Below are 12,351 nucleotides of genomic sequence, written 5' to 3'. Positions count from 1 at the left end.
TGTTATCTGAACTATGTAGTGACGCGAAAAAGTTGATCACATCAATCAGTCGCCATTTTCGGTGACAGCCGTCCCGCTGTAATGCGGGTGCAGGAGCGAAGCCAGACTTGTACCAGTCGTACCAGGTGCTGCTTGGTACGTTGAAGGTAGTCACTATTTGTTTTTTAGTAATCAAAACGGTAGTCAGTAAAGTATGAGCAAGGGCCGGGTGTTCTAAGATCTCGTTAGTATTTTTCATTTTGAAATACCTCTAAATCAATTAAAAAATTAAGGTTTGAACCGGTATCGTTCGGGAACAATTATCGCTGCAAAAAAGCATGAGATTTTGAACAGAACCCTCAAATTCGGCATGTCTGTTCAGCACACTTCATTAATTTTTGACCGGATTTGGCTGTTATCAACAAAATTCTTAGCGAGATCTTCCTAAGTATTAGATGGTTATACTTAGTTTGGACTGGTCGAGGGAAAATATGCAGGGCTATGTCACAAAAAGCTTTTGTGACATAGCTAGAAAAAACTATTTGCTTGCCGATGGTGATGAAATTAACCGTATAGGGAGAGATGATAAATCTTCGAATTGTTCGACTTCAGACTCATGCTCCGCATCTCGAATGTAGGTAAAAAAATCGAAGCGCGCATTGCCCTCAGGAATCCTGTATTCGCGGAGGCGTCGCTTAGTATGTATAAACTGTTGATATTCAGCATAATGCTCAACGCCCAAAGACCGCGTGCGGTTTAGAATACGCTGCTCTAAGCGAAACGCAGCATCCTCAGATGAACATATATAATAGAAAACAAGATCGACACTACTCGCTCTGTGAATCACATTATGGCTGTAGCTTAACGCCCGTTTTCGAGCCGCACGTTTCAACGCATTGTTCACTGATTCTTGAGCTCGACAATTTAATGCGACCTTAGTTTTTCCTGTTTTATAGACAAACCTTGGACCGCTCGACGATTCAAACATCACGCGATATACATAGACTACGCCAAACTCTTGGTAACGCTCGGCCGTTAAGGTTCGTACCGAAAATTTCTTCGGAAATGGGCTTTTTACGTTTCTATGAACGTAGCGATTTACGATAACGCTGCCATCCGAGAATTCTGAGGTAACATTGAACCGTATCTTGGCGCTACCATCTTCTCGCACTCCACTCTCAACACGCTCTAAGCTGACAAAAGAGGGCTCCTCGAGAGGATATACTGGCACCTCTGACATCGCGAGAGCGAGCTTGCGAGTGTATGCCGGAATAATGTCGGTGATGTTTTTAATATTACGCAAATGACGAATTGTTGTCGTAACAACAGTCGTTAGAAATACGACAGCGATCGGGTAACGATCATACTGCTTGAAATAGTTTTTAAATACTTCGCGGTCGGTATCGATGACATCGTCTGCGAAAACGACTTTAAAGTTCTTAACGTCTCTTTCGGGATCCCGCGCAGCAATAATTTCTCTCACAAGTAAAGTGAACAGCGCTTTGCCAGCCGCTGTCGAAAAAGGCACGATATCAAACGAGTACTTGGTTACAGCCTTGTTTTTTCGCTTCGCTAGCTCATTTTGGTGCACCTGCCGTAGTTCGATTGCCTTATGAAAAAGCGCTGAGTAGCGACTAGAATTCCCAATATTGTTCAGAAAACTCAAGTCGTTGACGTCAAGGTCGTTATCAGTAGATGCTAAAAATTTGTGCAGGTTCATTGTGCAAACTCCTTATTCTCAAACGCCCAAAGTGGGTTCTCCCATGTAACCCAAACCTCATCTAACTTTTTCTGTAAGAATTCAGTTGAAGATGAGCTGAAGGGTAAACCGTAAAAATACAGCGCTTTACGCACCCAGGTTTTTATTGCCTCGCGGTTGTTCTTTTCATGTCCGTCGCCTACTAGCATCACTGCGTCGTCACTGTCTAACTCCATATACGTTTTACACAAACAGCGGGCAATCTTATCTGCCATCGCCTGTTCATCGTCACTTAGCAAAACTTGATGACGTTTGAAAACATAAGCTTCTTCAAGTCGTGGTTTCATACAAAATTCCTCGTAAACTTCTGGTGTGATGGTACCTGGGAAAGATCTCGGGTAACGTAAGCGGTGGAAAATGCCAGCTTCTGACAGTTCGTACTTGGCTGTATCGAATTCATAGCTACGCTTAAAATGTTTGTACAAATCAATAGCCATTGAGGGAAATTCCAGCGTGGAACGCACTTCGCTTTGCTGTGCAAGCTGCGCCTGCCACCAGCCTTGTGCAAACGCAACGGCATTAATTGACTTGTCGTTAAACATATATTGAATAATGCGCGACTTAACCAGTAACGCTGAAATAAGTCGGCGGTTTTTAATCTCAAAATTAATAACTGCCATGTTTCTCTCTCTTTACCGTGTAATAACAAAACACTGTAAATTTGATCAGTGAGGATCTTGAGAGTCAATAGTCTGAGTAACCGACTTGATCCGTTTTGATCCGACATCGGTTCAAAACGATCAAAATAATTAAATCTATTCTCCGTACACATGTTTACGCACCTCAGGTCGACTGTTTTTCGGACTTCGTATTTCGCAAATACTGAGCAAATTAGGCAGATATGTTTTTGAAGTACAAAGTTCTACATCATTGACGAGAACGATATGGTTAAACCGACCCGTTTCACTATGCGCGTAATTTATAAACACCACATTGACAATAGTGCGGCGGGAGATTCGAATGAATGAACTAAGGTTTGCCTGCTCAACTTGTTTCAACGTCATCCTGCTTAAAAAGCGCTTGCCAGTAACAAGGTGAAACTCGACATAGTTACCACAGGAAGTAATGTGAGTAATATCGCCTAACCTTAGAAACTTGATTTTTCCCGGTTGTGTTACAGCAATGATCCCGCTCATCGGGCACCTCCCAACTCGTCAAGAAGCTTTGACCAACTCTCTAAGATCTCGAGCTTTTCGTCGCGGTAGTCATAACGGTTATAGTGTCGGTTGGATACGTCCGAAAAAGCGTGGTTGTGGAGCCGGTTCAGATGATTTTCGGTACCCATTTTATGTCGTAGCATTAATGTTTTAGCGGTACGCCGGAGGTCGCGAGGCTGGAAGTCTGCAATGCCGTAACGCTTCTGAATCTTTTTGTAAGCGTGCGCCAAGCTGCTGGAAGGGGCTGCTTCGGTAAAAATATTTCGTTTCGGCATAACCAAATCACTGACCCCTGCAAAGCTTTTGAGTTGCTCTAAGTAATTTGTTAGTTGCTGGGTGAGTGGAATAATGTGGTCCCGGCCATTTTTCGTAATATCACCGCGCATTAGCCAATCACCAGTTTCAAAATCGATGTCACTCCACTTAGAGTTCATAACCTCAAAAGGACGCTGCCCACCAGAATAAAGGTGAACCTTAATTAGCAGTCTGAAATCCGCACTGACACCGTTTTTCTGCGAGTCGTTAACCGCTTCGAAAATTTTTTCGAGTTCATTTTCGGTTAATAGTCGATCGCGAGGAACTTCCGCATGGCGTTGGGTAGGAATTACTGTCACGGGATTCTTTTCTAAACGAAACAAAAACGACGAACTTTGATCCGCTGGGTTGTTGTCGTGCTTCAGACCGGCTGAAAATGCAGCATGCAAATAAGCTCTGACCCGGTTCGAATGAGCGACAGCGCCACGGCGTATCATTACCGCGAGCACTCGCTTTATTTGTTCTGGCGATACCTGGTTCGCAGGCTGGCCAGCAGGAATAATTGGCAGGGCATTGCGCTCAAGATCCGCTTTTACTTCATCCGCTGTGCGCCTTCCTTTGCGACGCATATCACTGACATAGTATTCAATTAATTCACCAAAAGTCCCGGTAGTGACACTTTGCACTTTTGCTGAAATTACCGTTGGTCCCAAAGTTTTAGGATCAACACAGTTTGCTACCGACTGGGATAGCAGAGTTGCTTTTTCGCGAGCCTTTGTTAGTGAAAGGTCAGGGAATGCGCCCAGTGTGATATAGCTGCGCTTACCACTAGCGTAGTAGCGAAAGACAAACGTCTTGGTCCCGCTAGGGTAGACAACAACCCCCAATCGCCCGGTGTTGCGTTGCGACGATGTTTCCCACTCTTCATATTTTTTGGAGCGAGGCTCCAGCCCTTTCAGGTGCTTAACTGTGAATTGAGCGTACTTCATTTATTCCAACCGTGATAAAACGAACACGGAGCGAGATATATAAAACTTTGCAAGGGGTGGACAAGAACTTCGGATCAAAATGGACCAAGTCGGTGCAAAATTGCCGGTTTTTCTTTTTTCAACGGCAGTTGATTAAGGCGTTTTTTGTCTTTTCTAGACTCTAGGTATTCAGGGAATGAATTTACTTCGTGAAAGTCATAAAGGGAAAAAATTTTATTCCGCATAGTTGAAACTAGCTAGTAACATAATCAAACTAAAGATATTGTTTTTTATAGAAATTTTAGGTTTTATTAAAGTTGAGTATGCTCGATTCTATTTCTATCGCAAAAGGTTTAGTGCAGCTCGGATTCACATTAGCCAAAGATAATGTTCGAGCTCAAAAATTTACTCGTCATGATCTTACTCACCCGGTCTACGTTAAAACCGCATCACAGCGGGGAAAGCCAATGTATAGGATGCCATTGGTTTTACATCCCGCTCTCCAGGGCAGTGTGCTTCCAGTGGTCAGAGATAAAGTGAACTTTAATAGTAATTGGAACAATTCGAATTTAGTGGAGTTTCCCAAGGCAGTTAATAAGAATGGAAAATTTCAACACTATGGGTTTGCGTTAGATGTAGTGGATCACGAGATGTTACGGCGGATTATATCTTCGCTTCAAGCCAACATACCGCCAGTTGAAAGTGAAGCAAACTCTTCATACGAGACGGAGATTGAAGCTTTATATCAAGCCAGAAGAGGTCAAGGCACCTTTAGGGAGAAGTTACTGAAATATTGGCAACATACTTGTTCAGTAAGTGCTATTTCTTTGTCTGGAATATTAAAAGCCTCACATATTAAGCCTTGGAGTGAATCGGATGACACGGAGAGACTAGATCTTTATAACGGCTTACTTTTAAACCCTACCCTTGATGCACTGTTTGACAAGGGATTGATAAGTTTTTCTAATGATGGTGGACTCCTCCACGGAAAGGCTCTTGAAGAGCAATTAGGAGCTCTTGGCATTAATGAGACTATGCGATTAAAGCGTATAGAAGAAAAGCATTTAAAGTACCTATCGTGGCACAGAGCTAATGTTTTCGTAGGCTAGGGCTCTCACTAAGTCTTGAACTCACCCTGTCCAACTACTAGACAGCACTTCTGCCTGCTTTAAAATGAGCTCCACTGCGGCTGGTGCGCGGTCGGGTGGGTATTTGTATCGGCGCAAGGTTCTGCGTACCAGGATACGAAGTTTAGCCCGAACACTTTCCCGGACTTGCCAGTCCACAGTAGTGGACTTTCGTAGTTTGTCCGTAATTTCGACGGCAATTTTCTTCAGTGTGTCGTCGCCTAGTTCTCGAACAGCGCTTTCATTTTCGGCAAGGGCGTCATAGAAGGCAACTTCATCGGGGTTTAGACCCAAGGCTTCGTCGCGGGCAAGTTCTTCCTGGAATTGCTTGGCCATGGCAATTAGCTCTTCGATAACCTGGGCGGTTTCAATGCCGCGGTTGTTGTATTTACGCAACGTCTCTTGCAGACGCTCAGCGTATTTTTTCTCTTGTACCACGTTGTTGCGTGTCTTGGCCTTAATATCGTCTTTAAGCAGCTTCTCAAGTAGCTCTACGGCAAAGTTCTTGTAAGGCATCTGCCTTACGTCCTCTAAGAACTCCTCAGACAATAACCCGATGTTAGGTTTATCCAGTCCGCACAACGCAAATACATCAGAGACACCTTCAGCACGAACAGCATTATCTAGTATCTGCTTCAACGCCGAATTTTTCTCTTCCTGCGTTAGCTTTTTATCAACACTGGTGAACTTGGTAATTGCGGTCTTCACAGACGTTAAAAACGCCACTTCCTTTTGATAGTTCTGCGCTTCGTCCAACGTGCTGCACAACGAAAATGCCTTGTTCATGGCGAGCACGGTGTCCAAAAAGCGCTTTTTACCGTCCTCCAGGCTGAGTACGTAGTTGGCCGTTGCTAACAGCAACTCATTAGGATTGTCCTCGTAACTTTTACCGTTGTAGTTGGTGTAATCAAACCCTTCTGCATTCGGACCTTTGGCAAACATGCCGTGAATGACATCCAGCTTCTCCAGTAGCAGCGCAAATGCCTCTTCCGCGCTATGCGTCGGCTGACCTTTACCTTGCGAGTCGGTATACGTCTTCAGTGCTTGTTTCAGTTCGTTAGCAATCCCGATGTAATCAACAACCAGGCCACCGGGTTTGTTTTTAAACACACGGTTTACCCGGGCAATCGCCTGCATCAGGTTATGGCCTTTCATAGGTTTGTCGACGTACATGGTATGGCAGCAGGGGGCATCAAAGCCGGTCAACCACATATCTCGCACAATAACAAGCTTCAGTGGGTCGTTAATGTCTTTAAACCGCTTTTCCAGCCGCTTCTTGGTTTGCTTATTGTAGATGTGCGGCTGTAACAAGGGCTTGTCTGATGCAGAGCCGGTCATCACAATTTTAATTGCGCCTTTTTCCGGATCCGGGTCATGCCAGTCGGGGCGTAACTTCACAATTTCATTGTACAGGTGCGCACAAATATCGCGGCTCATCGCCACAATCATGGCCTTACCTTCAATGCTTTTTGCGCGCGTTTCGTAGTGGTTTATCAGGTCTTCTGCGACTTGCGCTAACCGAGGCCCAGAACCAACTAACTTTTCTAACCGGCTCCACTCGCTTTTCGTTTTTTCACGGGCGCCGACATCTTCCTCGTCTTCGACGACTTCATCGACCTGGTCGGAGAGCTCCTCAATAATATCCTGATTGATATCCAGTTTGGCGAGCCGTGACTCATAGTAAATGGGTACCGTGGCACCGTCTTCCACTGCATCTTGAATGTCGTAAATGGATACGTAGTCACCGAAAACGGCACGAGTGTCTTTGTCTTCGCTGGCAATAGGCGTACCAGTAAAACCAATAAATGACGCGTTGGGTAGGGCGTCGCGCATGTGCTTGGCGTAGCCAAACTTATATTTGCCGTCTTTTTTCAACGTGGCTTTTAAACCATACTGGCTGCGGTGCGCCTCGTCCGAAATCACAACAATGTTGTGACGGTCATTTAAAATAGGGTGGCCGTTCTCGTCTTCCAACAATGCAAACTTCTGCACCGTGGTAAAAATAATGCCGCCCGACTCGCGTTCGGCCAATAACTGACGAAGTTTGTCCCGATTATCTGCCTGCACCGGCTCTTGTTTCAGCAAATCTTTAGCGGCGCTAAAGGTTGCAAAAAGCTGGCCGTCTAGGTCATTGCGGTCGGTAACGACAATTAAGGTCGGGTTATTCATTGCCGGTTGTTGCAATAGTTTTCCGGCGTAACAACACATTGAAATGCTTTTGCCTGAGCCTTGTGTGTGCCAGACAACACCGGCCTTTTTGCTGCCAGGAACAACTTCGTCGGCATAGGTTGCGCGTTTCTCCGCAACTTCGCTTAAGCTTTGCTGTTCTGCCGCAACAACAGTGGCACGAACGGCTTCGCGCACCGCATGAAATTGATGGTAACCTGCTATTTTTTTAATCAGGTTATCTGCGTCGTTTTCAAAAATCACGAAATAGCGAATGTAATCTAAAAACAGTTCGCGCTTAAAAAAGCCGCGCACCATGGTTTCCATTTCTTGCTCTAACGGGCGCTTATCGTCTTCGTTTAAGACAACGCGCCAAGGCATGTACCGTTCCTGGTTTGCGGTGAGTGAGCCTACACGGGCATTAAACCCATCACTAATAATCGACGCTTCGTTATAGGCAAACAGTTCCGGAATTTCGTCTTTATAAGTTTGTATCTGGTTAAACGCGTCCCAGATATCGACGTTTTCGGCGCTGGGGCTTTTAAGCTCGATAACCGCTACCGGTAAGCCGTTAATAAAACAGATAATGTCCGGCCGACGCAGTTGTTTAGAGCCTTCAATAGTAAATTGGTTAATTGCACGAAAGCGGTTGGCATCGATATCGCCAAAATCCATTAAAAACGCGCGGTCGTGGACAACTTTATCCTGCTTTTTGTACTCAACCGGTACGCCGTCAATCAATAACCGGTGGAATTCACGGTTATTAGCCACACAGTCCAAGCTCTCGGGTTTACGAACCACAGCAATGACTTGTTCAATGGCGCTATCGGGCAGGTGAGGATTAATGCGGCGGAGTGCGGCTTCAAGATCAGCGAACAACAGAATTTGCTTATAATCGATCCGTTCTGGAAAAGGACCGTCATGGGCAATGTCGGGACCGTTGGCAATTTCCCAGCCATCCTCGGCAAACCATTCCAGGCATTGTTGTTCTAACTGGTCTTCGGTCATTCCATTAGTCCTTTAACTATACTCTGCCTAAATTACCTTAAAGTAATTGACAGGTAAAACATCTTGTTTATACTTATCCGTAATACGCCCGGCGCCTCTTCGCAACTTTGTTGTGTACGCGTCGGCTCTCATTTCAGGCCCCACACTGGCCAAGACTCCCAGTCATCAACTATCCCAAACTCGCTAATTCTTATTGCGTTATTTTCCGGTTCGGGGAAGCTTTCAACAATAGCCTCAAAGCGCTTATTCCATGTTGAATTAGGGCTTATTACTGCGAGCAGTTTTTGCATAAGGCAAAAGTAGAAGAATGGTCGTGAGTTATTTATCTTTTGCCAATGTTCGTAATGAGGAATTGGAGCGCGCTCGAGAACGTTGATGTTCCAAAGCCTACTATGGTGAGCGGAAACGTTACGTATAAAGTTTAAACTTCTTAACCATTTACTAAAATCGTGGCCGCTTGGCGCGCCATACTTTTCAGCTATTTTATCTTGATGCTTTACCTTCATGCCTGAGTAAAGCATCGACATCATGCCGAAGTCCCACACTTCAATAGCAACCCAAATTGGTATTCCTTCATAGTTTTTCTTATAGTGTTCAATAAATGGCTCTCGTCTAGCTCGCCATATGGCTCTTTCGTACTTTTCTAACCAGACTTGGTGCTCCGTTTTCCCTTTTGCAGGCCCTTTCTTTTTAGCCTGTTTACTAAAGCGGCCATGCAGACATTCTGGATTCTCATGCGCATAACAGTCTATTTCGCCTAGTAAGTGAGCAATATCAACTCGGACAGCCATTTCTATTCGCTCTAAGGCATCTAGCGCGTGAAGCCGGAGTCGCTTATCGAAAATGTATAAATCAACAATATCTCGAAAATGCGAACCGTTAATAAACTCATCATGACGGATAGGTATATCCAACTCTGGGTTGAAGTGCGCTGATATTTTGCGAAAGGGATACCAATACCCGCTTAACCGGTAGTAACCTAGTTTTTCCAAGTAACTTCTTGCGATTTCAGGTTCATCAATCGTCATACCACGATCGGTAAGAAGCCCTAACTGCTGGTCTAATGATATCCATGGTTTTTGCTGTCGAGGCATATTTAGCAATCTCTGTGTGAGTCAAGTATGGACAACAGGAACGGTGACAAAAACCACGTGGTAAGCAGGTGTTCTGCCTTGTAACAAACTACCGAGAAATCCTCGATACTTGACCTTTTTCCTCGTTTGACGCCGATCATCACGGGTTTTCCTCCTTGAATCTGTTCTGGTCTGCCAATCGCTCCAGCAGAGTCAACATAGCATCTTTCGGCCATAACACCGTCTTTTGACCTTTTACTGAGCGTGGCGTGTCTGCGAGCCAGGCGCCGGCATTATAGCCGGTCATGTCGGCTATATTCAGTCGGTCGTAATAGAGCTGATGCTCGAACTCGTCTCTCATGCGGTTCAGTGTGCCCTGAACAGAGCGGCTACAGTCGCTATCAACTTGCAATGGACGCAGGTATTTATCAGCTGTTTCAAGGTGAGCTTCATTAGCGCCGCATTTAAGCAACGTATTCATAAAGGTATCGACAAAGCGGTCGTTCAGCTCAGCGAAGTCGGCTTTTTTCAGTGCCGGTAACACCAACGGAAAGCGCGTACTATCGTGTGCCATTAACACGCAATTTCGGCGTTGCAGCGTAACCAGATGACCATGCCATCCGCTTAAAGGGTTGATATCAAGGTTGGGCTTTTCATACAGCCATTCGCTCATCGGTGTAACGGGTAGTGCATCGTCGCTGGTAAGCGTTAGTTTGTCGAAGAGTTTGCGGGTGGCGTGGAGTTTTAGCATTAATGGCACCAACAACCTTTGCTATCGGCGTCAAAGAAGTAAATATTCTCCTCTGAGACGAGATTCGATAACTTATCGGTAATGTATCCCAGTTCTTTCGAAATTGATTGCTCTGAGCGATCTTTGCGAACAATTGATACTGCAACTTTACTGATAGATTCACGCTTCAGTTGACGAATGATGTGCTCATCTTCTTCTCCCATACTCCAACCGTAAATGACGAATGAATTCTTAAGACGAGGAATGACTTTTTGGTAAACGGTTGTCAGGTAGTTAGAGCCGCTTATAGACGCTAGTTTTTCGTCAGATGAACCTTCGCAAACGAAAAGTGGTTGGTTGTCGTTTTTTGCCCAAAACTCAGTAATGATGTCTAGCATATCATCGCCCGCTAAACCTAACTTTCGCTCCTCATGCTTTGCTCTAGTTTGGTATAGCATAAGACTACCATGCGGATAGAAAATTGCGGTTGAGGCCGAATTACCATTATAGGGTTCCCAAATTTTTTCGAGATCATCTGAAAACTTTAAACGGCTTATACTTGTTCGCTTATTAGATGCCTTGCTTGAAAAGCCGTCTTTACAGCGATGTTTTTCCTTAGAATTCACCTTTAGGCTGGCCCAGTAAAGAATCAGGTCGTAGTTAAGGTATAGGACGTTAGAAAAGTTACATATGAAACGACCGATTTGTTGTAGCTTTGACTCAATTTGTGCTTGCTTGGGATGGATATCCTTTACGGTATTAATTAATGCTCGTCGTACAAGCGTATATCCCTCACGCACGCGCTCACGCTCTGACTTTTCAACGTCAAATTTTTTATTTATGAAGTCAGCTAGCCACAGTTGATAAAGCACTTTTTCAAAGTCGGGATTACGAGGAGTCGCCTTTTTAAAGACGTCTATGACGTTACTTTTTAATAATTCGTTGTTTACAGCATAAGCGTGCAAATCTTTGTAGCGAAAACGGTCAGGACAAACCGCTATTGAGCCTCCATTGCCGACTATTAGGTTATCAGTAAAGTGAGTAGCAATTTCTCGCCACTTATGGACTTTCTTAATCATCAGCAAGAACTACCGACCAAACTCTTTTAAGTGGTAATTGAGCTTTGAGTTCGTCGTCCAATTTGTCGTAGACAGCGAATAACTCATCGAGGAAATCATCTTGAGACCACAAACGTAACCTGAAAAAACTGCTTGCCATATCCTTTTGAACATTTTGTTTAAAGCCGCCCCATGATACGAATAAACCTTGCTCTGCATTAAATTTCGACATAGCTCCTAAAAGCTTATCGACAGTTGGTCTGTCAACGGTTCCTGAACCTGATTTAACCTCTACGCAAATAGATTGGTCACCAAACCCCATCATCCCGTTCGATGCTAATATATCAGCACCGCCATCGGCACCCTCCGGGCTCTGCCATATACTATATCCTTTGGCTTTTAAAACGGCCGCCACTAGTCTTGTGAGATCGTGACCTTTAAATTTTTGCTCAATTAGGTTAACAACCTGTTGTTTCGCGAGATCGACTAAATTAAATTCGAAACTATCATCGTTAGAAACGTCGTTTATGTCAGTCCCGTTTATTTGCCCAGAATGTTGAACAGCTGACTTTACATTTTCCGGTTGCCAACCACTTTTAGACATTGATTTTAAACGTTCTAAAGCATTATTCCGGCGCACTCGACAAATCGTCATAAAAGCGCCAAAGCTGTATAGAAGATCCTGCCCGAAATTCGAACGGGGTATTTCTTGTCCGAACCATTTTACTTTTCTTGAATGATAAAAAGGGTCTTCAGCATTTTTATCGTGTCGGTATTCACTAGTAATTTCTCCCACGTATATGACTGGTTGCTTTTTTGAAGGCAAAACTACCCAATCTCCGACTTGCATTGTCTTGGCAAAAGGCCAAATTTGACTGCTATGATTTTGTAGCCGCTTGAGCTTTTCATTGGGGTAATTGTTTTCGAGTAGATCAAGTAAGAACTCTCGACTTTCAAGAGTCGAAAGATCTTGGTTTAGTCCGTCCCAGGTTAAAAAAATTCTTCCCTCATCGAGAAACTTTTGCTCATACTCTCCGTGAGACCCTGCTCGCGTTAACCAAAGCTCCATTG

General features: G+C 44.5%; 10 protein-coding genes. 1 reads left to right on the top strand and 9 read right to left on the bottom strand.

Annotated elements, in window-relative coordinates:
* Nucleotides 1–517 precede the first annotated feature (517 nt).
* The 4 genes from U0358_RS11290 to U0358_RS11275 all read right to left on the bottom strand — a co-directional run bounded on the left by U0358_RS11290 (nt 518) and on the right by U0358_RS11275 (nt 4,139).
* Nucleotides 518–1,699 carry a hypothetical protein gene (locus U0358_RS11290; RefSeq protein ID WP_322406344.1) on the bottom strand — a complete coding sequence of 394 codons (1,182 nt, stop codon included), beginning with the start codon at nt 1,697–1,699 and terminating at the stop codon, nt 518–520.
* Nucleotides 1,696–2,358 (bottom strand): hypothetical protein, encoded by a 663-nt coding sequence (locus U0358_RS11285; protein ID WP_322406343.1) that lies wholly within the window; start codon nt 2,356–2,358, stop codon nt 1,696–1,698. Before U0358_RS11285 ends, U0358_RS11290 begins: the two co-directional genes overlap by 4 nt.
* Before the next feature lie 135 nt (nt 2,359–2,493).
* Nucleotides 2,494–2,874, bottom strand: coding sequence for a LytR/AlgR family response regulator transcription factor (locus U0358_RS11280; RefSeq protein WP_322406342.1), 381 nt, complete (start codon nt 2,872–2,874; stop codon nt 2,494–2,496).
* Nucleotides 2,871–4,139: a tyrosine-type recombinase/integrase gene (locus U0358_RS11275; RefSeq protein WP_322406341.1), complete on the bottom strand. Its 1,269-nt coding sequence runs from the start codon at nt 4,137–4,139 to the stop codon at nt 2,871–2,873. The genes U0358_RS11280 and U0358_RS11275 overlap by 4 nt, the downstream gene beginning before the upstream one ends.
* Before the next feature lie 302 nt (nt 4,140–4,441).
* On the opposite strand from U0358_RS11275, the gene U0358_RS11270 reads away from it, so the two are divergent.
* Complete coding sequence (locus U0358_RS11270) at nt 4,442–5,227, top strand: HNH endonuclease (RefSeq protein ID WP_322407479.1); 786 nt, start codon at nt 4,442–4,444, stop codon at nt 5,225–5,227.
* A 21-nt stretch (nt 5,228–5,248) separates the two neighbouring features.
* Here the strand turns inward: U0358_RS11270 and U0358_RS11265 are convergent, their stop codons facing one another.
* The 5 genes from U0358_RS11265 to U0358_RS11245 all read right to left on the bottom strand — a co-directional run bounded on the left by U0358_RS11265 (nt 5,249) and on the right by U0358_RS11245 (nt 12,349).
* Nucleotides 5,249–8,419: a type I restriction endonuclease subunit R gene (locus U0358_RS11265; protein WP_322406340.1), complete on the bottom strand. Its 3,171-nt coding sequence runs from the start codon at nt 8,417–8,419 to the stop codon at nt 5,249–5,251.
* Between the two features lie 128 nt (nt 8,420–8,547).
* The gene (locus U0358_RS11260) at nt 8,548–9,513 is read right to left on the bottom strand and encodes an Abi family protein (RefSeq protein ID WP_322406339.1); all 966 of its coding nucleotides are present in this window, start codon (nt 9,511–9,513) and stop codon (nt 8,548–8,550) included.
* A 139-nt stretch (nt 9,514–9,652) separates the two neighbouring features.
* Nucleotides 9,653–10,243 (bottom strand): DUF6933 domain-containing protein, encoded by a 591-nt coding sequence (locus U0358_RS11255; RefSeq protein ID WP_322406338.1) that lies wholly within the window; start codon nt 10,241–10,243, stop codon nt 9,653–9,655.
* On the bottom strand, nt 10,243–11,301 hold the full coding sequence (locus U0358_RS11250; RefSeq protein ID WP_322406337.1) for a DUF4917 family protein: 1,059 nt from the start codon (nt 11,299–11,301) through the stop codon (nt 10,243–10,245). Before U0358_RS11250 ends, U0358_RS11255 begins: the two co-directional genes overlap by 1 nt.
* The gene (locus tag U0358_RS11245) at nt 11,294–12,349 is read right to left on the bottom strand and encodes a restriction endonuclease (protein WP_322406336.1); all 1,056 of its coding nucleotides are present in this window, start codon (nt 12,347–12,349) and stop codon (nt 11,294–11,296) included. The genes U0358_RS11250 and U0358_RS11245 overlap by 8 nt, the downstream gene beginning before the upstream one ends.
* Between the last annotated feature and the right edge of the window lie 2 nt (nt 12,350–12,351).

Source organism: Idiomarina sp. PL1-037 (genome assembly GCF_034422975.1).
Classification (GTDB): Bacteria; Pseudomonadota; Gammaproteobacteria; order Enterobacterales; family Alteromonadaceae; genus Idiomarina.
This window is presented reverse-complemented; position numbering and strand designations above follow the sequence as displayed.

Excerpts from the sequence above, each read along its gene's own strand:
- U0358_RS11290 (WP_322406344.1), bottom strand. The coding sequence starts at position 1,699 with ATGAACCTGCACAAATTTTTAGCATCTACTGATAACGACCTTGACGTC.
- U0358_RS11260 (WP_322406339.1), bottom strand. The coding sequence starts at position 9,513 with ATGCCTCGACAGCAAAAACCATGGATATCATTAGACCAGCAGTTAGGG.
- U0358_RS11275 (WP_322406341.1), bottom strand. The coding sequence starts at position 4,139 with ATGAAGTACGCTCAATTCACAGTTAAGCACCTGAAAGGGCTGGAGCCT.
- U0358_RS11250 (WP_322406337.1), bottom strand. The coding sequence starts at position 11,301 with ATGATTAAGAAAGTCCATAAGTGGCGAGAAATTGCTACTCACTTTACT.
- U0358_RS11270 (WP_322407479.1), top strand. The coding sequence starts at position 4,442 with ATGCTCGATTCTATTTCTATCGCAAAAGGTTTAGTGCAGCTCGGATTC.
- U0358_RS11265 (WP_322406340.1), bottom strand. The coding sequence starts at position 8,419 with ATGACCGAAGACCAGTTAGAACAACAATGCCTGGAATGGTTTGCCGAG.
- U0358_RS11280 (WP_322406342.1), bottom strand. The coding sequence starts at position 2,874 with ATGAGCGGGATCATTGCTGTAACACAACCGGGAAAAATCAAGTTTCTA.
- U0358_RS11245 (WP_322406336.1), bottom strand. The coding sequence starts at position 12,349 with ATGGAGCTTTGGTTAACGCGAGCAGGGTCTCACGGAGAGTATGAGCAA.
- U0358_RS11255 (WP_322406338.1), bottom strand. The coding sequence starts at position 10,243 with ATGCTAAAACTCCACGCCACCCGCAAACTCTTCGACAAACTAACGCTT.
- U0358_RS11285 (WP_322406343.1), bottom strand. The coding sequence starts at position 2,358 with ATGGCAGTTATTAATTTTGAGATTAAAAACCGCCGACTTATTTCAGCG.